Consider the following 22,437-nt stretch of genomic DNA (forward strand, 5'->3'; position numbering starts at 1 on the left):
GGTCGCGCCGGCCGCCCCCCCGCCCCCCCCACACCGGCGGGGGGCGCACCGGACCCATCGGATCCGGTGCGCCACGCTCATCTGTTCTGCCGGGCCGGCCGCGGACCACCCGTCGGGCCGCCTGCCGCGACACTCGGTCAGCCCGGCCGTCCGCGGGACCGGCGGGTCAGTACGCGACGGTGAAGCGCGCGTTGCGGTGCGCGGGCTCCTCGATCTCGTCGACGACGGCGATCGCGAGATCGGCGCCGGAGATGAAGGACTCGCCCTTCTCGTCGGAGACGAGCACGTCGCCGCCCACGCGGTAGGAGCCAGTGCGCTCCCCCGGCGCGTATCCGCCGAAGCCCGCCGCAGGGCTCAGGAAGAACCAGTCGAGCTCGCCCGTGTCGCCTCGCAGGTCCTCCAGGACGCCGCCCAGCTCACGGGCCTCGGTGAGGAACGCGTCCGGGAAATCGGGGGTGTCCACGAGCAGCGGACCTCCCTCGCTCACGTGCAGGGAGCCGGCGCCGCCGATCACGCCCAGGCGCACGCTCTTGCTCTCCGCGATGCGGGCGAGCTCGGCGTAGGCGCCGCGCAGCACGCCGGGCTCGGCGAGCTCACCGCGCGGGGAGCTCGTGGCGATGACCACGTCGGCCCCGTCGAGGACGTCGGCGAGGAACCCCGCATCGCGCACGTCCCCCGCGCGGTGCGATGCGCCGGCGGGAAGGCTCTGCGGAGCCGTGCGGCTGACGGCGACGACGTCGTGGCCGCGGCGCGCGGCCTCCTCGACGATCAGCGAGCCGGCGTAGCCGGTGCCGCCGAGGACGACGATGCGGGAGGAGCCGGTCGAGGTGCTGGTCATGGTGTCTCCTTCGGGGCGCTCGGCGCCCGGGTCGATCTGATGCCCGACGGATCCGCCGGGCCGGTGCGACGTGCGCCGCACCCACGACGCTCACTGTAGGTAACTCGGTATCCTTTGGGAAGTAGGCACCTTGCAGTAACCGTCTGTCGGCCGTCACCCGCCCCGTGCCGCTGCCCCGCCCCACCCACAGCCGCCCCTCGAGAGGAACCGCCATGTCCGCCCCCGCCCTCTACGACCCGTACCGCGTCTGCCCGTCCCGCCAGCTGCTGGACCGCATCGGCGACCGCTGGACGGTGCTGATCATCGGCACCCTCGAGGACGGCCCCCTGCGCTTCTCGCAGATCTCGCGGCTCATCGACGGGATCAGCCAGAAGATGCTCACCCAGACCCTGCGCTCCCTCGAGGCCGACGGGCTCGTCGTCCGCACCGTGTATCCCGAGGTGCCGCCGCACGTCGAGTACGAGCTCTCCGCGCTGGGCCGCACCCTCCTCGAACCGCTCGAGATCCTCCGCGCCTGGGCCGTCGACCACATGGACGAGGTCGCCACCGCACGCGCCGCCGCCCTGGGCTGACCGCGCCCGTTCAGGACTCCGCATCCGCTCGGATGTCCCTCCCCTGTGGTGTGCTGAGCCCATGGACACCCTCACCGTGATCCTCGTCCTCCTGGTCGGCGTCGCCCTCGGCGCGCTGGGCACCTACCTCGTCATGCGCGATCCGCGCGCGCGAGGCGCCTCCCGCACCGATGCCGGGCGCCTCGATGCACAGGGAGCCCCCGCGATCGATCCGGTCCGGCTGCAGCTCGAGCGCGACACGGAGCGCCGCGAGGCCCAGGCCGCCCAGCGCGACGCCGAGCTGCGCAGCACGCTCGCGCCCATCACCCACGCGCTCACGCAGCTCGAGCAGCACGTCGAGCGCAGCGAGAGCGCCCGCGCCCGCTCCGACGGCGCGCTGCGCGCGCATCTCGAAGAGCTCGGCGAGCGCACCCGCGACCTGGATCGGGGGACCCACGCCCTGACCGCCGCCCTGCGCGCGCCCACCTCCCGGGGACGCTGGGGCGAGGTGCAGCTGCGCCGCATCGTCGAGGCGGCGGGCATGCTCGAGCACGTCGACTTCAGCGAACAGCACTCCGGCCGCGGGGCGAGCGGCGAGGCGGGTCAGCGCCCCGACATGGTGGTGCGCCTGAGCGGCGGGCGCAGCGTCGTCGTCGACGCCAAGGCGCCGATGGACGCCTACCTCGACGCGGTCGAGGAGCCGGACCCCGATCGCGCGCGCACCCGGCGCGCCGCTCACGCCAAGGCGATGCGCGGCCATGCGGACCGCCTGGGCTCGAAGGCGTACTGGGCCGCGCTCGGCGACACCCCCGAGTTCACGGTGATGTTCGTGCCCAGCGACGGCGTGCTCGCCGCCGCCCTCGAATCCGATCCCGAGCTGCTCGAGCACGCGTTCTCCCGAGACGTCGTCGTCGCCTCCCCCGCGACCCTCGTCGCGCTCCTGCGCACGGTCGCCCACACCTGGCGCACCGACTCCCTGAACCGCGACGCCCGCCAGGTGCTCGACGCGGGCCGCGAGCTGCACCACCGGCTGGGCACGCTCGCCGGTCACCTCGGCAAGGTGGGGCGCTCGCTGGACTCCTCGGTCGCCGCCTACAACGACGCCGTCGGCTCCCTGCAGTCCCGGGTGATGGTCACCGCCCGGCGCTTCGAGGACATGGAGCTCACCTCGAAGAAGGTCGAGGACGTCGAGCAGCTCACCCGCCGCGCGCGCAGCCTCGACGAGGAGCAGATCGCCGACCTCGCTCGCGGGGACGCGATCGGACGCGCCGAGAGCACCGGGGACGCCGGCTCCCGCGCGGCGGGCTGAGTCCTCGAATTCCGTGTCGCCGGCGCGCGTCCCCGTGCCAGAGTGAGCGCATGTCCCCGAGCACAGCGCGCACCGGCGCGCCCACGCTGCGCGGGGATCTCGCGGCGCGGCTGGGCCTGCTGCGCTTCATCGTCTCCGCGTCGCCCGTCCGGGCCGTCGGCCTCGTGGTCCTGGCCCTGGCCTCGATGGCGGCGAGCGGCGGCACCATCCTGGGCCTCGGCGACGTGGTCGGCGGTCTCGCCGCCGCCGTCCAGCGCTCGACGGCCGACGGGCGACTCGTGCGCGGCGTCCTCGTGCTCGGCGCGAGCCTGATCGCGACACCCGTCATCGGGTCGCTCTCCGACGTGCTCACCGCGGGCCTGGATGCCCGAGTGCGCGAGCAGCGCAGCCTGCACCTGGCCCGGATCCTCCTGAGTCCCGAGGGCGTCGCTCATCTCGACGGCACGTCGGCCTCGGGCCGCGCTGCCGACCTGCTGGAGAAGATCCGGGACTGGCGCATGCTGTCCTCGACTGCCAACGCCCAGGCCGTCGTCACCGCGCGCCTCACGGGCCTCGCGCCGCTCGCGATCCTCGCGAGCTGGAACCCGCTCGTCGCGCTCGTGCTGCTCGTGGTCGCGCGCCTCGTCTCCCGCGTGTGGGTGCAGTACCTCGCGAGCCTCCTGGACACGATCTCCGGCAGCGCGCTCTCGACCGCGCAGCGCCGCACCCGGTACGCCTTCCAGGTCGCCTCCGGCGAGCGCACCGCACGGGAGGTGCGCCTCTTCGGACTGCTCCCCTGGCTGCGCCCGCGCCTGGCGGGTCACGATCGCGGCGAAGCCCTCTTCACGGCCGACGTGCCGCGGACGCGATCGGCCGACGCGGTCGCGCTCTGCTCGGCGCTCGTGCTCGTCGGCGTCTCCCTGCTCCTGGTCCACGACGCCCTGGCCGGGCACCTCGACGCGGGACGCCTGGCCGCGGTCTTCGCCGCGGCCGCCGCCGTGCTCGACAGCTTCGGGCCGATCGGCGACCCGCAGACGCTGTTCCTGCAGGCGGGCCACACGCACCGTGAGATCGACGCCCTCGAGCGGGAGCTCGCGCCGGACACGGATCAGGAGTCCCGGCGCGGCACCGACAGCGGCCGCGGCCGAAGCCCCGGCCGCCGCCCGGATGCCGCCGTCGAACCGCACAGCGCCGCCGTCCGCCTGCGTGACGTCACCTTCCATTACCCCCAGCACGAACGGCCCGTGCTCGAGCACCTCGACCTGACGATCCCCGCCGGACAGACCCTCGGCGTCGTCGGCGCGAACGGAGCGGGCAAGTCCACGCTCATGTCCCTCATCGCTGGCCTCGAGCGCCCCACCTCAGGGGACGTGGAGGTGGGCGGACTGCCCGCCGCGCCGGCGCCAGAGCAGCGTCCCCGGGTCGCGATGATCCTGCAGGACTTCACGCGCTTCCCGCTGAGCGTCGCCGACAACGTGATGCTCGGTCGTCCGGCGGGCCCCGACGACGTCGACGAGCTGATCCGGCGTGCCGGCGGCGCCGCGGTCCTCGAGCGCCTGAGCCGAGAGAACGCGGGACTCGAGACGCCCCTCGCGCCGGGCCTCGCCGGGGGCACCGACCTCTCGGGAGGCCAGTGGCAGCGGCTCGCCCTCGCCCGCGCGCTCGCGGCCGTCGAGGACGGAGCCCGGGCGCTCGTGCTCGACGAGCCGACGTCGGCCCTCGACGTCCGCGCCGAGGCGGCGCTGTTCGAGGACCTCATGGAGCTCGGCCGCGGCGTCACCACGCTGCTCGTCTCCCACCGCCTCTCCTCGGTGCGCCGCGCCGAGCGGATCGTGGTCCTCGAGGGCGGGCGCATCGTCGAGGACGGTCCGCACGAGGAGCTGATGGCCCGCGGCGGCCGCTACGCGGAGATGTTCACGCTGCAGGCGCGACGCTTCGCCCGTGCGGGAGCCGACGGGGCAGACAGCGCCGACGGGGCACAAAAGGGGGCCGAGGATGCGTGAGTCGATCCGCCCGATCCTCTTCGTGCTGCGCGAGAGCTGGAAGGTCTCGCCGCGAGCGTGCGTCTTCGCGTTCCTCGAGACCTTCGCGAAGCTGCTCGAGGGCCTCACTCCGCTGCTCTACGGGATCATCGTCGCGGCGGTCGTCGCGACCGATGCGCGGACCGCCCTGCTCGCCGGAGCCGCCGCGGCCGCCGTGATCGGCACGAACTCGCTGCTCTCGATCTGGGGGACGCGCTACCGCGTGGGCCTGCTGCAGGCCATGGCCGACCGCTTCGAGGCCCGCACGGCGCAGCACCTCGCCTCGCTGACCACCCTCTCCCACCTCGAGGACCCGGAGACCCTGGACACCGTCCAGGCCCTGCGCGACCACGGCGGGGCGGTCGGCATGGGGTACAACTCGCTGATGAACGCCGTGCGCTCGTTCATCGCCCCGGCGACCGCGCTGGTCGTCGCGATCGGGGCCGATTGGCGTCTCGCGCTCGTCGCCGTCGCGGGCATCCCGCAGATCCTCATCACCTCCCCCACCACCCGCATCCGCAAGCGCGCCGAGGAGCAGAGCGCCGAGCCCAGCCGGCGCCTCAGCGCACTCATGGACCTCACCTCCCAGAGGTCCGGCGCGAGCGAGATCCGCGCCTTCGGCGCACGCGGCTTCCTGCTGCGACGGATCGGCGCCGCCGCCCGTGACTGGACCGGGCCCGAGCTCGCCGCCACCCGTCGGGTCTCGGCTCTCACGCTCCTGGCCTCGCTCGCCTTCTACGTGCCCGCGATCGCCGTCATCGCGTGGATGGCCCACGACGCCCTGGCCGGCGCGGTCACGCTCGCCGCGATGACGATCGCCGTGATGAGCCTCGAGAACCTGCAGAACGCGGCGCGCTCGATCAGCATGGGCATCACGACGCTCCAGAACAGCCTGCGGACCGTGAACCGCTACCTGTGGCTCACCGACCGTGTCGAGGAGGATGCCCGCGGCCACCACGGCACGGCCGCTCCGCCCGCGCGCCTCGAGGACGGGATCCGGCTCCGGGGCGTCACCTTCACCCGCCCCGGAGGGCGGTCACCGGTGATCAAGGACGTCGACCTGGATCTGCCGGCCGGGTCCACCGTGGCCCTGGTCGGGGAGAACGGCGCGGGCAAGTCGACGCTCGTCGATCTGCTGCTGGGCATGCACGACCTCGACGCCGGAAGGATCGAGGTCGACGGCGCGCCGCTCCCCCAGCTCGATCCCGTCGCCTGGCGCGGGCGCTGCGCGGGCGCCTTCCAGGACCATGCGCGGCTCGAGTACACGGCGCTCGAGTCGGTGGGCGTCGGCGACCTCCCGCGCGCCGAGGATCCCGCGGCGGTGCGCCGGGCGATCTCCGACGCCTCCGCCGAGGACATCATGCACGCCCTCCCCCGCGGCCTCGCGACGCCGCTCGGCACGAGCTGGGAGGGCGGGAGCGGCCTCTCGGGCGGGCAGTGGCAGCGTCTGGCGATCGCGCGCGGGATGATGCGCACGGCTCCGCTGCTGCGGGTGCTCGACGAGCCGACGAGCACCCTCGACCCCGCGACGGAGGACGCCCTGTTCACCCGCTACGCCGAGGCCGCCGGACGGACCGGGACGACGGGCGGGGTGACGCTGCTGGTCACCCACCGCTTCTCGACCGTCGCTGCGGCCGACCTGGTGGTGGTCCTCGATCACGGCCGAGTGCTCGAGCACGGGACGCACGCCGAGCTCATGGCCCGCGGCGGCCGGTACCGGGAGCTCTACGAGCTGCAGGCCCGCGGGTACCGGTGATCAGGAGACAATCCCTTCGTCCCCGTCGTCGACGTCCCGCGGCCGTCACCGCGCCCCGTCCCGTCGGGCGGCCTTCCCGCGGCCCCGCGGGAGCACGAGCACCGGGACGGGCGCATGGCGCAGGATCCGCGCGGCCGTGGACCCCAGGAACACCCGGGCGAGACCGGCGTGGGAGCTCGAGCCGATGACGAGCAGGTCGCCGCTGCGCCATTCGAGACCTCCCACGGCGGCGGACCAGCGGTCCCCCTCGACCACGGAGCCCGCGTCGGCCTCGACCTCCGGGCACGCGGCGCGCACCTCGTCGAGGATCGTGCGCTGGGTGCGCACCGCATCGCGCCGCCACTGCGCGTAGAAGCCGCTCTCCTGGAAGGCCGTCATCGCGCTCCGGGTGCCGCTGCGCACGGCGAAGGTGACCACCGTGAGCGAGGTGCCCAGCGCCTCGAGCACGCGGACCACGCTGGGCACGAGCGCCGCGTCGGCATCCGACGGATCCACGGCGAGCACGATCCGCGAGAGAGTGCCGTCGCCGGGGTCGAAGCCGCGCGGGGCGAGGGCGACGGGGACCCGTGAGCTGTGGACGAGGCGGTCGCTCGTGCTGCCGAGTCCGATCCGGCCGACGACCCCATCGGCCGATCCGACCACGAGCATGCGTGACCCGCGCTCGCGGGCCTCGCGCTCGAGGATCTGCGGGACCGAGCGGCCGACCCGCATCACGGTCTCGACCTCGAGGTCATCGGGCAGACGGGAGCGGGCCTCGGCGAGCGCCTCGCGCGCGAGGCCGGTGATCTCCCGCCGCCAGTCGTCGTCGACCCCGGAGAAGTCGCGCAGCGACGGGGACCCGAAGGAGTCGTGGACGACGCAGCACAGCACGAGGTCCTCGCCGAGGGACCGCGCGATCGCGGCTCCCAGGCGCAGTCCCGATCCGGTGCGGGTGTCGGGTCCGAAGCCGACGAGGATGCTCATCGCGCGCCTCCCCGTCCGTCCTCGTCGGGCGCGGACGCATCGGGCGCCCGACCGCGGGACGACGACGCCTCGTCCCCACCGGGCCCGCCCGGCTCGCCCATAACGGGCGTGGGCGTCAGGACCGGTCCGCTCCCGCGCGTGCCCAGGTGCGAATGCCGGTAGCTGTACACCACGTAGACGATGAGGCCGATCACGAGCCAGGCCAGGAACCGCAGCCAGGTCTCCACGGCGAGGCTCGCCATGAGTCCCGCGCAGGCGAGGACGCTGACGATCGGCAGGACGGGCACGAGCGGCGTGCGGAAGGGACGCTCCATGTCCGGATCGGTGCGGCGCAGCACCACCACGGCGATCGAGACGACCACGAAGGCGAACAGGGTGCCGATGCTGACCATCTCGGCGAGCACGGAGATCGGGATGAACCCCGCGAGCAGGGCGACCGCGCCCACGGTGAGGGACGTCATCAGCACGGGCGTCCCCCAGCGCGGGTGGACGCGCGAGAACACCGGCGGGAGCAGCCCGTCGCGCGCGAGGGCGAAGCCGATCCGGCCCATCGCCACGATGTCCACGAGGATCACCGAGCTGAGCCCGGCGACCGCGGCGATGCCCACCAGGATGCCCACCCAGGGCAGGCCGACCTGGTGGAAGACGTCGGCCACGGCGTCGCCCTCGGAGAGCTTGGAGTACTCGACCATGCCGGTGACCACGAGGCACACGCCGACGTACAGGACGGTGCAGATGGCGAGAGTCCCGAGCAGGCCGAGCGGCATGTCCCGGGCCGGCTTCTTGGTCTCCTCGCCGAGGTTCGCGACCGCCTCGAACCCGGAGTAGGCGAAGAACACGACGGCCGCGGCGACGAACACTCCCGCCACCCCGAAGGTCGAGGGCTCGATCCCCGTGATCGCCTGCCACAGTGGCGAGGTGAGGCGGGAACCGGTGGACTCGGAGTGCTGGGCCGGCGGGATGAAGGGCACCAGGTTGTCGGTCTTGATGTAGAAGACGCCCACGACGATGACGAACACGCACACCAGCACCTTGATGAGCACGAGCCCGTTGGTCACCCACTTCGACTCGCGGATGCCGCGGATCGCGACGACGCCCAGCAGCACCGCGATGAAGATGGCGCCGAGGTTCACCACGGACCCCTCTTCGGCGAACCACTTCGAGGGAAGTCCGAAGACGCCCGCCACATACCCCGACCAGCCGCGCGAGACCACCGCGGCGCCGAGCGCGAACTCCAGGATCAGGTCCCACGCGATGATCCAGGCGAAGATCTCCCCGATCGTCGAGTAGGCGTAGGTGTAGGAGCTGCCCGCGGTGGGGACGGCGGAGGCGAGCTCCGCGTAGCAGAGGGCGGCGAGCAGGGCGACGACGCCGGCGATCACGAAGGAGATCATCACGGCCGGTCCCGCGTTCTCCTTGGCCTGCAGGCCGGTGAGGGTGAAGATCCCCGTCCCGATCACGATGCCGATCCCGAAGCCGATGAGGTCCTTGACCCCGAGGTCCTTCTTCAGATGCGCGTGGTCCTCGTCGTCGTCCTGATGAAGGACCGTCTCGATGCTCTTGCGTCGCAGCACGCTCATGCAGCCGCCTCCTCGTGTCGGGCCGCCCGACGCCGCGGTGCGCAGAGGACTGCGGGGGCGCGGCGCCGTGCGGGCTGGGGCAACACTCCACCCCGAACCGTGTGCTGTCAATCACATCCGCGGACGCGGAGTGTCCGACGGCGCGGCGCGGCCCCTCCCCACAGGTCGCTCATCCACACCCGTCGGCCCGGTCCTCGAACGTCCCTGCGGCGTGCCAGAGTGGACCCATGACCGAGACCCCGCCCCACCGGCCTCTCGCGCCGACGGCCGCCGAGACCACACCGGAGAACCCGTGGCCTCTGCGCCAGCTCTCGGTGAAGGTCGGCGAGTACGTCGCGCGGATGTCCCCGATCTGGGTCGAGGGGCAGATGGTGCAGCTGAACCGCCGCCCGGGCAGCGGTCTGGCGTTCATGACCCTGCGCGACGCCGAGGTGGACATGTCCTTCTCGGTGCCGATCCGGGAGCACGTGCTGCGGGCGATGACGGTCGACCTCGTGCCGGGGGCGCGCGTCGTCGTGCACGCGAAGCCCACCTTCTGGAACAAGCGCGGGAGCCTCCAGCTCGAGGCGAGCGAGATCCGGCCCGTGGGCCTGGGCGAGCTCCTCGCGCAGCTCGAGCAGCTCAAGCGCGCCCTCGCCGCCGAGGGTCTGTTCGAGGACTCCCGCAAGCAGCAGCTCCCGTTCCTGCCGCGCACGATCGGCCTGATCTGCGGGCGCGAGTCCGCGGCGGAGAAGGACGTCGTGGTCAACGCGCGCCGCCGCTGGCCCGCGGTCGACTTCGCCATCCGCGAGGTCGCGGTGCAGGGGCAGAAGGCGGTGCGCGAGGTCTCCGCGGCGCTCTCCGAGCTCGACGCCCTCGAGGACGTCGACGTCATCATCATCTCCCGCGGCGGCGGCTCCCTCGAGGACCTGCTCCCCTTCAGCGACGAGAAGCTGGTGCGCCTGGTCGCGGGCGCCCGCACCCCGATCGTCTCCGCGATCGGCCACGAGGTCGACACCCCGCTCGTGGATCTCGCGGCCGACGTGCGCGCGTCGACCCCCACGGACGCCGCCAAGCGCGTGGTGCCGGACATCCAGGCCGAGCTCGAGCAGCTCGACCTGGGCCGCACGCGTCTGCGCTCGGCGGTGCGCACCCGCCTGGAGCGCGAGCAGGCGAACCTCGACGCCTTCCGGTCGCGGCCCGTGCTCGAGAACCCGGCGAGCATCCTCACCGCTCCCGCCGAGGAGATCCGCTCGCGCATCGCGCTCGCCCGCACCCTCGTGGGCTCGCGCCTGGACCGGGCGCGCGACGAGACCGCCCACCTGGGCCGCCAGGTCCGCGCGCTCAGCCCGCTCGCGACCCTCGAGCGCGGCTACGCCGTGGTGCAGACGGCCGACGGCACGATCGTGCGCGCCCCCGAGTCCGCCCCCGTGGACACCGCGCTGTCCGTGCGCGTGGCGGGCGGACGTTTCGGCGCACTGCGCACCGAGGACGATCCCTACACCCCGCCCGACATGGACGCGATCGAGGACGCCGGAACTGGAGCCGGAGCCCCGACCCCGGCCGACGATCGCACCGAATCCACCAGCCTTACCGGCCCCACCGACCAGCCCGATGCCCCCGAGGAGAACCGATGAGCACCACGCCCGAGGACCCCGCGACGGACGATCCTTCGACGGACGCTCCCGCCGTGGAGAGCCCCGCGACCGAGCCCGCCGCCGACCCGGCATCCGACGCCGCGCAGAAGCTCCCCGAGGACGTCGCCGCCCTCAGCTACGAGGCCGCCCGCGATCAGCTCGTCGAGGTGGTGCGCCGTCTGGAGTCCGGGCAGGGAGGGCTCGAGGAGTCGATCGCCCTGTGGGAGCGCGGCGAGATGCTCGCGCGCCGTTGCCAGCAGTGGCTCGACGGGGCCCGTCAGAAGCTCGACGAGGCGGTCCAGGCCCGGCGCTGAGCACGGCGGCCGTCCGGCGCTGAGTGGGCGGGCGCACCTCGCCGTCGACGTCGCCGCGTCGCCACGTCATCGCGACGACCCGACGCTCAGGACCCCGCAGTGCCGCCGTCCTCGATGCTGCGCACGGTCGCCTTCGCCGCGGTGTCGAGCTCGCCCTCATCGGCGGCGCCGTGGACGATGACGGCCCAGCCGTCGCCCTGGCACGTGATGCCGTCCTCCTCGTCCTCGCCGCTCACGCGCTGGCAGTCCACGCCCTCGATCGTGACGTCGCCGGTCGCGTCGGCCCCGGGCAGCTGGGAGGAGAGGTCCGCCGCGGACATCTCCTCGCTCTCCACGATCGTGACCAGCGAGTTCGAGGGCGAGGTGAAGCGCAGCTCCCACGTCGGCCGATCGCCCGCCGTGTAGTCCGCGGCGCGCGGGGTCCAGCTGCTGTCGAGCGCGGGCTGCGCGACGGGGAACGGCGCCTGCTCCTGGGCACGTTGCGCGCTCGCGCCGACATCCAGGCGCGAGGTCTCGGGGATCTCGCGGTCCACGCTGCGCCCCACCCCGAAGAAGATCACGCCGACCACGGCCACGCAGCCGAGCGTGAGGCCGAGCGCCCAGGCGATGTTGCGCATCGAGGCGTCGCCCTTGCTCATCGAGTACGGCGAGCGCTTGCGCGGCGCAGGAGCCGGCGCAGCCGCGGGAGCGGACGAAGGGGTGGCGTCGGCACCGTCCTTCCCAACACCCTCGGCGCTCTCGACACCCTCGGCACTCTTGGCGCTCTCGGGCACGGGCTCGGACCTGTGCTCGGAGGCCTGGGCGCTCGGATCCTTCGGTGTCGGCATGCACGCATTGTCGCGCGTTCGCCCCGTGCCGCGAAAAATGCCAAGATCTATGCCGTGAAGGCCACTTTTCTCACCGTCGGAGAATCGCTCACGGACATCGTCCTGCGCCCGGGCGAGCCTCCCGCCGAGTACCCCGGCGGGTCGCCCATGAACGTCGCGGTCGCGCTGGGCCGGCTCGGGCACGTCTCGCACCTGCTCACCCGCATCGGCGACGACGCCCGCGGGCGGGACATCCGCGAGCACGTCGAGTCCTCGCGCGTCGTGCTCACCCCGGGCAGCATCGACGATCGCCCCACCTCGACCGCGCAGGCGCGGGTCGGGGCCGACGGCGCGGCCCAGTACACCTTCGACCTGGTCTGGGATCCGGACCCCTCCGGTCTCCCCTCCGGCCTCGACGCCGTCCACACCTCGTCGATCGCCGCCGTGCTCGCCCCGGGCAGCGGTGTGGTCGCGGACGTCCTCGAGTCATACCGCGACTCCGCGACGCTCAGCTACGACCCGAATATCCGGCCCGACCTCATGGGCGAGCCCGCGACGGTGCGTCCGCTGATCGAGGCGCTCATCGGCCGCTGCGACATCGTGAAGTCGAGCGATGAGGACATCGCCTGGCTCTACGGCACCGATGACGTCGAGGACGTCGCCGCCTCCTGGCGCGAGCTCGGCCCCAGCGTCGTCGCGATGACCCGCGGCGGGGACGGAGCGGTCGGCTTCGGGCCCGACGGCCGGATACCGGTGGATCCCGTGCGCGTCGACGTCGCCGACACCGTGGGCGCGGGCGACACCTACTCCGCGGGGATCCTCGACGCCCTCGCATCCCGCGATCTGCTGGGCGCGCGTCGGCGAGAGGCCCTGGCCGCGGCCGACACCGCGGTGCTGCAGGACGTCCTCGGCCACGCCGCCGCCCTCGCCGCCGTCACCGTCTCGCGGCCCGGCGCGAACCCGCCCTGGGCCGACGAGCTCGAGGACCGGACCGACGGCAGCCCCCTGCCCCGCTGACCGCGCGCCGCCGGTCGCCCGTCGCCGGTCGCCGGTCGCCGGACTCACCGATTGCGCTGCACCCACTGATCTCACTGATCACCGCGTCACCCGAACGCCCCATCGGCCACCGCGCCGTCACCTCGGTCGGATACGGTCCGAGGGTCACCATCGATCACCTCGCGGGGCCCGGCCCTCGCAGCACCGACGAACGAAGGAGTTCCTCCATGACCCAGCCCGAGTACCGCATCGAGCACGACACCATGGGTGAGGTGCGTGTCCCGGTCGACGCCCTGTACGGCGCCCAGACGCAGCGCGCCGTCGAGAACTTCCCGATCTCCGGCCAGGGCCTCGAGCCCGCCCACATCCACGCGCTCGCCCAGGTGAAGAAGGCCGCGGCCCGCGCGAACGAGGATCTCGGCGTGCTCGACGCCGCGATCGCGGACGCCATCATCTCCGCGGCCGACGAGGTGATCGCCGGCTCGCACGACGACCAGTTCCCGATCGACACGTACCAGACCGGCTCGGGCACGAGCTCGAACATGAACATGAACGAGGTGCTCGCGACGATCGCGTCGACGGCGTCGGGCCAGAAGGTCCACCCCAACGACCACGTCAACGCCTCCCAGTCCTCGAACGACGTCTTCCCGACCTCGGTGCACGTGGCCGTGACCAGCTCGGTCGTGAAGACCCTGCTGCCCGCCCTCGAGCACCTCGCCGCCTCCCTCGAGGCGAAGGCCGAGGCGTGGAAGAGCGTCGTGAAGTCGGGGCGCACGCACCTCATGGACGCCACCCCGGTGACCCTGGGCCAGGAGTTCGGCGGCTACGCGGCCCAGATCCGCTACGGCATCGAGCGCGTGCAGGCCGCGCTCCCCCGCACGGCGGAGGTCCCCCAGGGCGGCACCGCCGTCGGCACCGGCATCAACACTCCCGCCGGCTTCCCGCAGAAGGTCATCGCGAACCTCGCCGAGCAGACCGGGCTGCCGCTGACGGAGGCCCGCGACCACTTCGAGGCGCAGTCCGCGCGCGACGGCCTGGTCGAGATGTCCGGCGCGCTGCGCACCATCGCCGTCTCGCTCACGAAGATCTGCAACGACCTGCGCTGGATGGGCTCGGGCCCGAACACGGGCCTCGGGGAGATCGCGATCCCCGACCTGCAGCCCGGCTCCTCGATCATGCCCGGCAAGGTCAACCCCGTGATCCCCGAGGCCGTCCTGCAGGTGTGCGCGAAGGTCATCGGCAACGACGCCTCCGTCGCCTGGGGCGGCGCGCAGGGCTCCTTCGAGCTGAATGTGCAGATCCCCCTGATGGGCACGAGCCTGCTCGAGTCGATCCGCCTGCTCGCGAACGCCTCGACCGTGCTCGCCGACAAGACGGTCGACGGGCTCACCGCGAACGAGGAGAAGGCCCGCTTCTACGCCGAGGCATCCCCCTCGATCGTCACCCCGCTGAACAAGCTGATCGGCTACGAGAGCGCCGCGAAGATCGCCAAGCACGCCGTGAAGGAGCAGGTCCCCGTGCGCGAGGCGACCATCGCCCTCGGCTTCGTCGAGCGCGGCGAGCTCACCGAGCAGCAGCTCGACGACGCCCTCGACGTGCTCTCGATGACGACCCCGAAGGCCTGATCCGCCCCGAGGGTCTACGCAGAACGCGGGCCCGCACTCCCCTCGGAGCGCGGGCCCGCGTCTGCATCACGGCCGCCGGGTCGTGCACCCGCGCCCGCGCCCCCGCGACCTCACATCACCGGCGCATCCAGCACGTGCGTGACCAGCTCGGCGACCTTGGAGCGCTCGGAGCGCTGCAGGGTCATGTGGGCGAAGAGCTCGCTGCCCTTGAGGGCCTCGACCACGCTCGCGATGCCGTCGTAGCGGCCCACGCGCAGGTTGTCGCGCTGGGCGACGTCGTGGGTGAGGACCACGCGGGACTTCTGGCCGATGCGCGAGAGCATGGTCAGCAGCACGTTGCGCTCCATGGACTGGGCCTCGTCGACGATCACGAAGGCGTCGTGCAGGGAGCGCCCGCGGATGTGCGTCAGCGGGAGCACCTCGAGCATGCCGCGGCTGAGCACTTCGTCGATCACGTTCTGGCTGACCATCGAGCCCAGAGTGTCGAAGACGGCCTCTCCCCAGGGCCCCATCTTCTCGCCCTGGTCGCCGGGCAGGAAGCCGAGCTCCTGGCCGCCCACCGCGTAGAGCGGGCGGAACACCATGATCTTGCGCTGCGTGCGCTTCTCGAGGACCGCCTCGAGACCGGCGCACAGGGCGAGCGCGCTCTTGCCCGTGCCGGCGCGGCCGCCCAGGGAGACGATGCCGATGGACTCGTCCAGCAGCAGGTCGATCGCGATGCGCTGCTCGGCGCTGCGTCCGTGGACGCCGAAGACGCCCTGGTCGCCCGGGACGAGCCGCACGCTGCCCTCGCGCGTGACGCGTTCGAGGGCGCTGCCGCGGGGGCTGGTCATGGTGACGCCGGTGTGGACCGGGCGATGGGAGACCTCGGGGATCTCCACGTCGCTGCCGTCGTAGAGCGTGGTCATCTCCTCCTCGCCGATGCTCGCGGTGACCATGCCGGTGTATCCGCGGTCGCGGGCGAGCTCGGCGCGGTACTCCTCGGCGTGGATGCCGCAGGCCGATGCCTTGATGCGCATCGGAAGGTCCTTGGAGACGAGAACGACGCTCTTGCCCTCGAGCTGCAGGTTCTTGGCGACGGCGAGGATGCGGGTGTCGTTGTCGCCGAGCCGGAAGCCGTCGGGCAGCGAGCGATCGGAGGAGTGGTTGAGCTCGACGTGCACATGGCCGCCGTCCTCGCCGATCGGCAGCGGGACGGAGAGATTGCCGTGGCGATCGCGCAGGTCGTCGAGGATCCGCAGCGACTGCCGGGCGAAGAAGCCGAGGTCGGGATGGTGGCGCTTGGACTCGAGCTCGGTGATGACGACGATAGGCAGGACGATGTCGTGCTCGGCGAAGCGGACCAGCGCCTGCGGGTCCGAGAGCAGCACGGAGGTGTCCAGCACGTAGGTGAGGGTGCCGACCTCGAGGTCGGGCAGGGCCTCCTGGGCGCCCCCGGGTTCGAGGGATCGCACCACGGCCACCGGATGACCGCCGTCCCCCTCCGCCCCGAACGGGTCCTGCCCGGCCTCCCGCGCGGCGGGCGGCGCGGTGCCGATCGTGGTCGGGCCCTGCTCGGCGAGGTGAGCCTCGCCCGGATCCTGCGCCGTCGTGCCCTGGGGGGCGGTCGTGGTGGTGTCGGTCATCGGGAGCCTCCGTCCGTGATCAGCCCCGTGCGGTCTGCCGCGTCCCCTCGGAGGGGGAAGACTGGGGATGCGGCCCGATCGGAGCGCTTGCCGCGAACCTACTCCGCGCGAGGTGTGACGCGCGGCACGACGCGCCCGACGGCGTGTGCGCCGCCGCAGCATTCACGAGGCCGTCATCGTCCGTTCGCCGATGGGCCGGTCCGACGGGGCGCGTCCGTCCGCCGACGCGTCCGTCCGCCGACGGCTCCCTCCGCCGATGCGTCCGTACGCCGTCGACCCCGCCCGACGGTGCGGCGGCCGGCTCACGCGCCGAAGCGGCGCTCGCGCTGGCAGTAGTCGCGCAGGGCGCGCAGCAGGTCCACGCGCCGGAAGCCCGGCCAGTTGGTCTCGCAGAACCAGAACTCCGAGTGAGCGGACTGCCACATGAGGAACCCGGAGAGCCGCTGCTCGCCCGAAGAGCGGATGATGAGGTCCGGGTCGGGCTGGCCGCGCGTGTAGAGGTGCTCGCCGATGCCCTCCATGGAGATGGCCTCGGCGATCTCGTCCGGGCTGCGGCCCTCGGCGCCGAGGTCGCGCACGAGCTCGCGGACCGCGTCGACGATCTCCTCGCGGCCGCCATAGCCGATCGCGACGTTCACGGTGAGGGACTTCGACGGGGTGGAGCGCTCCTGCACGGCAGCCACGCGCTCACGGGTCGCCTCGGGCAGGGACTCGACGGATCCGGCCAGGCGCACGGTGTAGCCCGCGCCCGCGATCGACTCGACGGTCTCGGCGATGATCTCGAACAGCAGCGCGAGCTCGTCGGCCCCGCGGCGCAGGTTGTCGGTGGAGAGCATCCACACGGTGACCAGCGGGATCTCGAGCTCCTCGCACCAGGTGAGGAACTCGGTGATCTTCGCGCCGCCCTGGCGATGACCCTCGGCGGTGGTGATGCCCGAGGCCTTGGCCCAGCGACGGTTCCCGTCGACGATGACGCCGAGGTGCTGGGGCAGCTGGTAGGCGTCGAGCTCCTTGATCAGCCGCTTCTCGTACACGCGGTAGAGGATCCCGTCATCGTCCACGACCAGCTCCCCCTCTCGCGCGTCCCGACTCGTCTGCCCGTCGTGTCCGCACCCGCACGGCGAGGACGCTCCATTATCGACCATGCGCATCGGTGGTGCGGCAAGGACGCGGCCGCTCTTCACAGCACCGCCACAGACGGCGCACTCCCCACTTACGGGACCGTAGGTTACGCTCACGGCATGGCCCTGGCACCACATCGCTCGCCCGACTCCGAGACCGACCGCGACAGCGTCTCGGAGGCGGCTCGGCGCCCGATCACTCCGGCCGAGCCGCCGTCGGTCCTCGAGGACGATCAGATCCCGACTGCGTCGACGCATCCCTTCGCCCCGCGCGAGCTGACCCGCCAGATGGCGCGCCGCGCGAAGGAGCTGGGACTGGCACTGCCCAAGCCCCGCCTGCGCGGCGTGCTGCACATGCTCGCCCTGCCGGCGGCGCTGATCGCCGGGCTGCTGCTGGTCGCGCTCGGCGACGACCTGCCCACCCGGCTCGCGTGCGCAGTCTTCGTGCTGACCTCGTGCCTGCTCTTCGGCGTGAGCGCGACCTACCACCGCGGCACCTGGCGCGCCGAGCACGCGCTCATGCTGCGGCGCTTCGACCACGCGAACATCTTCCTCATCATCGCGGGCACCTACACGCCGATCGCCGCATCGATGCTGCAGCCGCGCTCAGCGGTCACCCTGCTGGTGATCTGCTGGGCGGGCGCCCTGATCGGCGTGGGCTTCCGCATCTTCTGGACGAGCGCCCCGCGCTGGCTCTACGTGCCCGCGTACGTGGCGCTGGGCTGGGTGGCGATCTTCTACATGCCGCAGATCATCGCGGGCGGCGGCTGGGCCGTGGCCTGGCTGATCATCGCCGGCGGCATCGCGTACACGCTCGGCGCGCTCGTCTACGGCCTCAAGCGGCCCGACCCGTCACCGGCGTGGTTCGGCTACCACGAGATCTTCCACGCGTTCACGATCGCAGGCTTCGTCTGCCACTTCGTCGCGGTCGCGATCGCGGTGATCTGACCCCGGTCGTCCTGGCCCCGGTCGTCCGATCCCGGTCGACGACGTGCGACGGGGCCGACGGGCCGACGGGATGACGGGCCGCTCAGTCGCGCGGACGACCGCCTTCGCCGCCCTCGGAATCCCCGTCGTCCGACGGCGCCTCCCCGTCGGCGGGCCGGTTCTCATCGGCAGGCGCTGCCCCGTCGACAGGCCCTGCCCCATCCGCAGGCTCAGTCCCGTCCACAGGCTCGGTCGAGTCCGCAGGCTCGGTCCCGTCGGCAGACCCGGTGCCCTCGCCCCGGCCCTCCTCGGCGAGATGCCCCTCGGCGCGCGAGCGGGCCTGGATGCGGCGCACGCGGCGCGTCATGTCGAGGGCGAGCAGCACGATGGCGGCGGCCAGCACGAACATCACGATGAAGGCCGGCAGGCCCGGCGTGACGGTCGTCGCGGTCATGTCCCCGGAGTCCGAGGGCGCGGCGAGCAGCCGTCCGCCCGACTTCGCGAGCCCGATCGTCCCGGCGCTCATCAGCCCCGCGCTCATCGCAGACCCGCGAACAGGTCGGTCTCGGGCAGGGTCACGCCGATGCGCGAGGTGCGCAGCTCGTAGTCGTCGGTCGCCCAGTGCGACTCGCGCAGGACGTCGTTGGGGATGTGGAAGAAGAAGCCCTCGGGATCCACCTGGGTGGCGTGGGCGCGCAGCGCGGCGTCTCGGATGTCGAGCTGGTCGCTGATGTCCACGCGGGTGGTGACCAGGCGGTCGGCGCCGCTGGGGAAGCGCTGGGCCATCTCCTCGAGCTGCTCGTCCGGGGTGCCGCGTCCGCGCAGGAAGTCGGCGATGCCCTGGAAGCGGCTGCGGGAGAAGCCGTTGATGTAGTACATCTTCGAGACCTCCCACGGCTCGCCGAGCTCGGGCGCGTACTCGGGATCCGCGGCCCGCTCGAAGGCGAGCACGCTGACCCGGTGACACTGGATGTGGTCGGGGTGCGGGTAGCCGCCGTTCTCGTCATACGTGGTGAGCACGTGCGGACGCAGCCGGCGGATCGCGGCGACCAGGGGCCGAGCGCCGTCCTCGACGCTCACGCGGGCGAAGCATCCCTCGGGCAGCTCGGGGCGGGGATCGCCCTCGGGCAGGCCCGAGTCGATGAACCCGAGCCACTCGTGGTCCACGCCCAGGACCCTCTGCGCGGCGGCCATCTCGGTGCGGCGCACCGCGGGCAGGTCCGCGAGGATCTCCTCGTCGTCGGCGAGCTTGGGGTTGAGGATGTCGCCGCGCTCCCCGCCGGTGCAGGTGATGACGGTGACCTGCGCGCCCTCACGGACGTACTTGGCCATCGACCCCGCCCCCTTGCTCGACTCGTCGTCGGGGTGGGCATGCACGGCGACCATGCGCAGCCGGTCGTCGCTCTCGGGCTCGAGGTCGGGCACGTTTCCACCTTCACCGGGTCGGGGTCGGACAGCTCTGGTCCCGCCGGGCGGGACGGGTCTCGTCCCGTCGCTCGGACGGTTCCGCGGGCGGGGCTCAGGGCCTCGCCGCGGGCGGGGCCGACGGCCCGGGATCGGGCGCGTCTCCGCACCAGCCGAGGGTACGCCACCTGCCTGGTCCCGGACTGGGGCGGAGGCCGAGACCCCCGCCACTCGCGCGTCGGGCCCAGGTCCGATCTGGGAGGATGGACGCATGGACGCGCACGCTCCGAGCACCCCCACGGGATCCACCGATCCGCTCGCCTCCCGCTACGGTGGCCCACTGGTGCCCCGGCGCACCGCGCGCGTGCTGTTCGTGATCGGGGCCGTCGTGTTCCTCGCCGTGCTCGCGTTCGTCGGCTACCGCTTCGCGGACCAGCCCGTGACCGCGAAGGACGTCGGCTACGACCACGTCGACGACGACACGATCTCGCTGACCTTCCAGCTCACCCGCAGCCCCAGCGTCGACGCCACGTGCACGGTGCAGGCGCTGAACGCGGGTCGTGCGCAGGTGGGCTTCCGCGAGGTGGAGATCCCCGGGGGCCCCGAGCGGCAGGTCGTGCGCACCGTGGACATCGACACCCAGGGCGAGGCGGTCAGCGCCGAGGTCATCAGCTGCCAGAAGGCCTGATCCTCCACCGGCCGGGATCGCGGCACCGGGGCCCGCGACCGGGCCCGGATCCCAGGTGTCCGACGCGCCGCACCGTTGGGGGCGCCGGTCGCATCCGTTGTACGATGCTCTGATACCGACAGCGCGTCGGTCTTCATCACCCGCACACGGGGCGCATGCGCAACATGTGCCCCGTGAACTGTGTCGGGCGTCCGCCGAGGGCGGCCGCCCGCGACAAGACATCAGGAGTGTTCGCATGAGCAGCCAGCCCACTGGTTCCTGGCTCACCCAGGACGCCTACGACCGCCTCACCGCGGAGCTCGCCGAGCTCGAGGGGCCCCGTCGCACCGAGATCGCCGAGCGCATCGCCGCGGCTCGCGACGAGGGCGACCTCAAGGAGAACGGCGGCTACCACGCGGCCCGCGAGGAGCAGGGGAAGAACGAGGCTCGCATCGCGGAGCTCACCCACCTGCTGAAGAACGCGGTCGTCGGCGAGACCCCGAAGGACGACGGCGTCGTCGAGCCGGGCATGGTCGTGAAGATCTCGATGGCCGGCAAGGAGCGCACGTTCCTGCTGGGCAACCGCGAGATCGCGGACGACGGCGAGGACCTCGAGGTCTTCTCGACCGAGTCCCCGCTGGGCTCGTCGATCAACGGCTCGAAGGTCGGCGAGAGCATCGACTACGAGGCGCCCAACGGCCGCTCGCTGACGATCGAGATCATCTCCGCGAAGCCCTACCGCGCCTGAGCGATCCGTCGTGCGCCTGTGCGCCGCGACGGCGGACGACCACCGGACGACGAAGGCCGGGTCTGCGTGCCGGAACCCCATGGTTCCGACGGCAGACCCGGCCTTCTCCGTACCCGGCGGTCCGGTGCGGCGGCGTCACTCCCCTGCCCGGGGCTCCTCGCCGTGCTTCGGGGCCGCGCTGCTCGCGACCTCCTCGGCCGACTCCTCGCGCAGCGCGGCGGCCTGCGCCTTCGAGGACTCGGCCTTCGCGCGGCGCTTCGCCTCTCGAGGGGACTCCTCGTGCTTCTTGGGCTTCGGCGGGGCGGTGAGCTGCGCGTCGACGGTCTCGTCGAGGCCCAGGTCGGGTGAGGGGTCGCGCCCCGTCATGTACAGCAGCGTGGCGTTGACGAAGGCGATCACGGGGATCGCGAACAGGGCGCCCGCGATGCCGGCGATCATCGCGCCCGAGGCAACGCCCAGGAACACGGCCAGCGGGTGCAGCTCGACGGCCTTGCCCATGAGGAAGGGCTGGAGGACGTTGCCCTCGATCTGCTGCACGGCGATGACCACCGCGAGCATGATGATCGCGAAGACCCAGCCCTTGAGCACCAGCACGATGAGGATCGCGATGGCGCCCGAGAGGATCGCACCGACCAGCGGCACGAACGAGAACAGGAACACGAGCAGCCAGATCGGCACGGCGTAGGAGCCCACGCCGAGGGCGATCATGCCGATGCTGATGCCGGTCGCGTCGACCGCGGCGACCATGATCTGCGTGCGCATGTATGCCGACAGAGCCTTCCAGCCGCGGCGAAACGCCTCGTGGGTGGGCACGCGCGCGGCCGGGGGCAGCAGGCCCACCACCCAGCGCCAGATCGTCGAGCCGCCCGAGAGCAGGAAGAACAGGGTGAACAGGGCGATCACGATGCCAGTGACCACGTTGCCCACGGTCGAGACCGTCGAGAAGGCGCCGCTGATCAGGGAGTCCGTGTTCTCCTGCAGCTTGGCGAGGATCTCGTCCGTCGCCTTGTTGATCATCGAGTCGTCGAGGTTGAACGTCGTGTTCGCCCAGTCGATCAGCGTCTGCACACCGGTGAGGGCCTTGGCGTAGATGTCGCCGGCCTGCGCGAACAGCTGGCGGCTGGCCAGCGTGAACATGCCGATCACCACGATGATCAGCGCCACGAGCGCGACGCCGCTCGCGGCCGCCCGCCCCAGGAACGTGTGCCGGGTCAGCAGGCCCACCAGCGGGGAGAGCAGCGAGGCGACGAGGATCGCGATCAGCACCGGGATCACGATGGCCGTGATCTTGAGGATGCCCCAGATGATCAGGGCGGCCGCGGCGGTGATCACGATCAGCCGCCAGGACCAGGCCCCCAGGCGTCGGATCCCGATCGGGATCTCCGCGACCTCGCGCGGGGTGCTCGGTGATTCGTCGGCGCTCTCGGCGTCCGCGAATCGGCGACGGGGTGTCGTCATGGGAAGGTTCCCCTCTCGGATGTCGGCACTCGGCCAGGTTGCACTCTATCTGCTCGCTCCCCGCCCGCGTCCCGCCGGTGAGCGGCGGCGGCGCTCGGACCCGGCGCTCGCACCCGGCGCTCAGACGATCGGC

The 22,437-nt window shown here is 72.5% G+C and carries 20 protein-coding genes; 11 read left to right on the plus strand and 9 right to left on the minus strand.

All coding sequences use genetic code 11. From position 1 onward, the window contains the following. Positions 1 to 166 precede the first annotated feature (166 nt). Positions 167 to 838, minus strand: a complete 672-nt coding sequence (locus tag I8D64_RS07005) for an NAD(P)-dependent oxidoreductase (protein ID WP_200501812.1) — start codon at positions 836 to 838, stop codon at positions 167 to 169. Positions 839 to 1,050: 212 nt separating this feature from the next. Here I8D64_RS07005 and I8D64_RS07010 point away from each other — a divergent pair, with 212 nt between their 5' ends. The 4 genes from I8D64_RS07010 to I8D64_RS07025 all read left to right on the plus strand — a co-directional run bounded on the left by I8D64_RS07010 (position 1,051) and on the right by I8D64_RS07025 (position 6,454). After that, entirely contained in the window at positions 1,051 to 1,410 is a 360-nt protein-coding gene (locus I8D64_RS07010) for a winged helix-turn-helix transcriptional regulator (protein WP_200501813.1), read from the plus strand. 61 nt (positions 1,411 to 1,471) lie between these two features. Next, positions 1,472 to 2,698 (plus strand): DNA recombination protein RmuC, encoded by a 1,227-nt coding sequence (locus I8D64_RS07015; RefSeq protein ID WP_200501814.1) that lies wholly within the window; start codon positions 1,472 to 1,474, stop codon positions 2,696 to 2,698. A gap of 50 nt (positions 2,699 to 2,748) precedes the next feature. Then, complete coding sequence (locus tag I8D64_RS07020; protein WP_200501815.1) at positions 2,749 to 4,680, plus strand: ATP-binding cassette domain-containing protein; 1,932 nt, start codon at positions 2,749 to 2,751, stop codon at positions 4,678 to 4,680. Beyond that, the gene (locus I8D64_RS07025) at positions 4,673 to 6,454 is read left to right on the plus strand and encodes an ABC transporter ATP-binding protein (RefSeq protein WP_200501816.1); all 1,782 of its coding nucleotides are present in this window, start codon (positions 4,673 to 4,675) and stop codon (positions 6,452 to 6,454) included. Before I8D64_RS07020 ends, I8D64_RS07025 begins: the two co-directional genes overlap by 8 nt. 45 nt (positions 6,455 to 6,499) lie before the next feature. Here I8D64_RS07025 and I8D64_RS07030 read toward each other — a convergent pair whose 3' ends face one another. Together I8D64_RS07030 and I8D64_RS07035 are read right to left on the minus strand one after the other, a co-directional pair. Beyond that, on the minus strand, positions 6,500 to 7,417 hold the full coding sequence (locus tag I8D64_RS07030; protein ID WP_200501817.1) for a universal stress protein: 918 nt from the start codon (positions 7,415 to 7,417) through the stop codon (positions 6,500 to 6,502). Beyond that, positions 7,414 to 8,997 carry an APC family permease gene (locus I8D64_RS07035; protein WP_200501818.1) on the minus strand — a complete coding sequence of 528 codons (1,584 nt, stop codon included), beginning with the start codon at positions 8,995 to 8,997 and terminating at the stop codon, positions 7,414 to 7,416. The genes I8D64_RS07030 and I8D64_RS07035 overlap by 4 nt, the downstream gene beginning before the upstream one ends. A gap of 227 nt (positions 8,998 to 9,224) precedes the next feature. Between I8D64_RS07035 and xseA the strand changes: the two genes are divergently transcribed. Beyond that, positions 9,225 to 10,613 carry an exodeoxyribonuclease VII large subunit gene (gene xseA / locus I8D64_RS07040; protein ID WP_200501819.1) on the plus strand — a complete coding sequence of 463 codons (1,389 nt, stop codon included), beginning with the start codon at positions 9,225 to 9,227 and terminating at the stop codon, positions 10,611 to 10,613. After that, positions 10,610 to 10,927 (plus strand): exodeoxyribonuclease VII small subunit, encoded by a 318-nt coding sequence (locus I8D64_RS07045; RefSeq protein ID WP_200501820.1) that lies wholly within the window; start codon positions 10,610 to 10,612, stop codon positions 10,925 to 10,927. The genes xseA and I8D64_RS07045 overlap by 4 nt, the downstream gene beginning before the upstream one ends. A gap of 86 nt (positions 10,928 to 11,013) precedes the next feature. On the opposite strand, the gene I8D64_RS07050 is transcribed toward I8D64_RS07045, so the two are convergent. Then, complete coding sequence (locus I8D64_RS07050) at positions 11,014 to 11,754, minus strand: DUF4245 family protein (RefSeq protein WP_200501821.1); 741 nt, start codon at positions 11,752 to 11,754, stop codon at positions 11,014 to 11,016. Positions 11,755 to 11,808: 54 nt separating this feature from the next. Between I8D64_RS07050 and I8D64_RS07055 the strand changes: the two genes are divergently transcribed. Beyond that, positions 11,809 to 12,750: a PfkB family carbohydrate kinase gene (locus tag I8D64_RS07055; protein ID WP_200501822.1), complete on the plus strand. Its 942-nt coding sequence runs from the start codon at positions 11,809 to 11,811 to the stop codon at positions 12,748 to 12,750. 206 nt (positions 12,751 to 12,956) lie between these two features. After that, the gene (locus I8D64_RS07060) at positions 12,957 to 14,354 is read left to right on the plus strand and encodes a class II fumarate hydratase (protein WP_200501823.1); all 1,398 of its coding nucleotides are present in this window, start codon (positions 12,957 to 12,959) and stop codon (positions 14,352 to 14,354) included. A 110-nt stretch (positions 14,355 to 14,464) separates the two neighbouring features. On the opposite strand, the gene phoH2 is transcribed toward I8D64_RS07060, so the two are convergent. Both phoH2 and I8D64_RS07070 read right to left on the minus strand, forming a co-directional pair. Further along, the gene (gene phoH2, locus I8D64_RS07065; RefSeq protein WP_246482833.1) at positions 14,465 to 15,979 is read right to left on the minus strand and encodes an RNA 5'-3' helicase PhoH2; all 1,515 of its coding nucleotides are present in this window, start codon (positions 15,977 to 15,979) and stop codon (positions 14,465 to 14,467) included. Positions 15,980 to 16,281: 302 nt separating this feature from the next. Beyond that, the gene (locus I8D64_RS07070) at positions 16,282 to 17,040 is read right to left on the minus strand and encodes an isoprenyl transferase (protein WP_239202895.1); all 759 of its coding nucleotides are present in this window, start codon (positions 17,038 to 17,040) and stop codon (positions 16,282 to 16,284) included. Between the two features lie 180 nt (positions 17,041 to 17,220). Here I8D64_RS07070 and trhA point away from each other — a divergent pair, with 180 nt between their 5' ends. Beyond that, positions 17,221 to 18,048 carry a PAQR family membrane homeostasis protein TrhA gene (trhA, locus tag I8D64_RS07075; protein ID WP_200501825.1) on the plus strand — a complete coding sequence of 276 codons (828 nt, stop codon included), beginning with the start codon at positions 17,221 to 17,223 and terminating at the stop codon, positions 18,046 to 18,048. Between the two features lie 82 nt (positions 18,049 to 18,130). Here trhA and I8D64_RS07080 read toward each other — a convergent pair whose 3' ends face one another. Both I8D64_RS07080 and mca read right to left on the minus strand, forming a co-directional pair. Then, the gene (locus tag I8D64_RS07080) at positions 18,131 to 18,553 is read right to left on the minus strand and encodes a hypothetical protein (RefSeq protein WP_200501826.1); all 423 of its coding nucleotides are present in this window, start codon (positions 18,551 to 18,553) and stop codon (positions 18,131 to 18,133) included. 11 nt (positions 18,554 to 18,564) lie between these two features. After that, positions 18,565 to 19,413, minus strand: coding sequence for a mycothiol conjugate amidase Mca (gene mca, locus I8D64_RS07085; RefSeq protein WP_246482867.1), 849 nt, complete (start codon positions 19,411 to 19,413; stop codon positions 18,565 to 18,567). A 289-nt stretch (positions 19,414 to 19,702) separates the two neighbouring features. On the opposite strand from mca, the gene I8D64_RS07090 reads away from it, so the two are divergent. Then, positions 19,703 to 20,119 carry a DUF4307 domain-containing protein gene (locus tag I8D64_RS07090; protein ID WP_200501828.1) on the plus strand — a complete coding sequence of 139 codons (417 nt, stop codon included), beginning with the start codon at positions 19,703 to 19,705 and terminating at the stop codon, positions 20,117 to 20,119. A 235-nt stretch (positions 20,120 to 20,354) separates the two neighbouring features. Continuing rightward, positions 20,355 to 20,846: a transcription elongation factor GreA gene (greA, locus tag I8D64_RS07095; RefSeq protein ID WP_200501829.1), complete on the plus strand. Its 492-nt coding sequence runs from the start codon at positions 20,355 to 20,357 to the stop codon at positions 20,844 to 20,846. Positions 20,847 to 20,981: 135 nt separating this feature from the next. On the opposite strand, the gene I8D64_RS07100 is transcribed toward greA, so the two are convergent. Then, positions 20,982 to 22,304 carry an AI-2E family transporter gene (locus tag I8D64_RS07100; RefSeq protein WP_200501830.1) on the minus strand — a complete coding sequence of 441 codons (1,323 nt, stop codon included), beginning with the start codon at positions 22,302 to 22,304 and terminating at the stop codon, positions 20,982 to 20,984. Between the last annotated feature and the right edge of the window lie 133 nt (positions 22,305 to 22,437).

This window comes from Brachybacterium halotolerans (assembly GCF_016623465.1).
GTDB lineage: Bacteria > Actinomycetota > Actinomycetes > Actinomycetales > Dermabacteraceae > Brachybacterium > Brachybacterium halotolerans.

Bases quoted from the DNA above. Each gene is read 5' to 3' on its own strand.
- mca (WP_246482867.1), bottom strand. From the start codon at position 19,413: ATGGTCGCCGTGCATGCCCACCCCGACGACGAGTCGAGCAAGGGGGCG.
- I8D64_RS07015 (WP_200501814.1), top strand. From the start codon at position 1,472: ATGGACACCCTCACCGTGATCCTCGTCCTCCTGGTCGGCGTCGCCCTC.
- trhA (WP_200501825.1), top strand. From the start codon at position 17,221: ATGGCCCTGGCACCACATCGCTCGCCCGACTCCGAGACCGACCGCGAC.
- I8D64_RS07025 (WP_200501816.1), top strand. From the start codon at position 4,673: ATGCGTGAGTCGATCCGCCCGATCCTCTTCGTGCTGCGCGAGAGCTGG.
- xseA (WP_200501819.1), top strand. From the start codon at position 9,225: ATGACCGAGACCCCGCCCCACCGGCCTCTCGCGCCGACGGCCGCCGAG.
- I8D64_RS07080 (WP_200501826.1), bottom strand. From the start codon at position 18,553: ATGAGCGCCGGGACGATCGGGCTCGCGAAGTCGGGCGGACGGCTGCTC.
- I8D64_RS07050 (WP_200501821.1), bottom strand. From the start codon at position 11,754: ATGCCGACACCGAAGGATCCGAGCGCCCAGGCCTCCGAGCACAGGTCC.
- I8D64_RS07005 (WP_200501812.1), bottom strand. From the start codon at position 838: ATGACCAGCACCTCGACCGGCTCCTCCCGCATCGTCGTCCTCGGCGGC.
- I8D64_RS07010 (WP_200501813.1), top strand. From the start codon at position 1,051: ATGTCCGCCCCCGCCCTCTACGACCCGTACCGCGTCTGCCCGTCCCGC.
- phoH2 (WP_246482833.1), bottom strand. From the start codon at position 15,979: ATGACCGACACCACCACGACCGCCCCCCAGGGCACGACGGCGCAGGAT.
- I8D64_RS07035 (WP_200501818.1), bottom strand. From the start codon at position 8,997: ATGAGCGTGCTGCGACGCAAGAGCATCGAGACGGTCCTTCATCAGGAC.
- I8D64_RS07045 (WP_200501820.1), top strand. From the start codon at position 10,610: ATGAGCACCACGCCCGAGGACCCCGCGACGGACGATCCTTCGACGGAC.
- I8D64_RS07100 (WP_200501830.1), bottom strand. From the start codon at position 22,304: ATGACGACACCCCGTCGCCGATTCGCGGACGCCGAGAGCGCCGACGAA.
- I8D64_RS07030 (WP_200501817.1), bottom strand. From the start codon at position 7,417: ATGAGCATCCTCGTCGGCTTCGGACCCGACACCCGCACCGGATCGGGA.
- I8D64_RS07060 (WP_200501823.1), top strand. From the start codon at position 12,957: ATGACCCAGCCCGAGTACCGCATCGAGCACGACACCATGGGTGAGGTG.
- greA (WP_200501829.1), top strand. From the start codon at position 20,355: ATGAGCAGCCAGCCCACTGGTTCCTGGCTCACCCAGGACGCCTACGAC.
- I8D64_RS07090 (WP_200501828.1), top strand. From the start codon at position 19,703: ATGGACGCGCACGCTCCGAGCACCCCCACGGGATCCACCGATCCGCTC.
- I8D64_RS07020 (WP_200501815.1), top strand. From the start codon at position 2,749: ATGTCCCCGAGCACAGCGCGCACCGGCGCGCCCACGCTGCGCGGGGAT.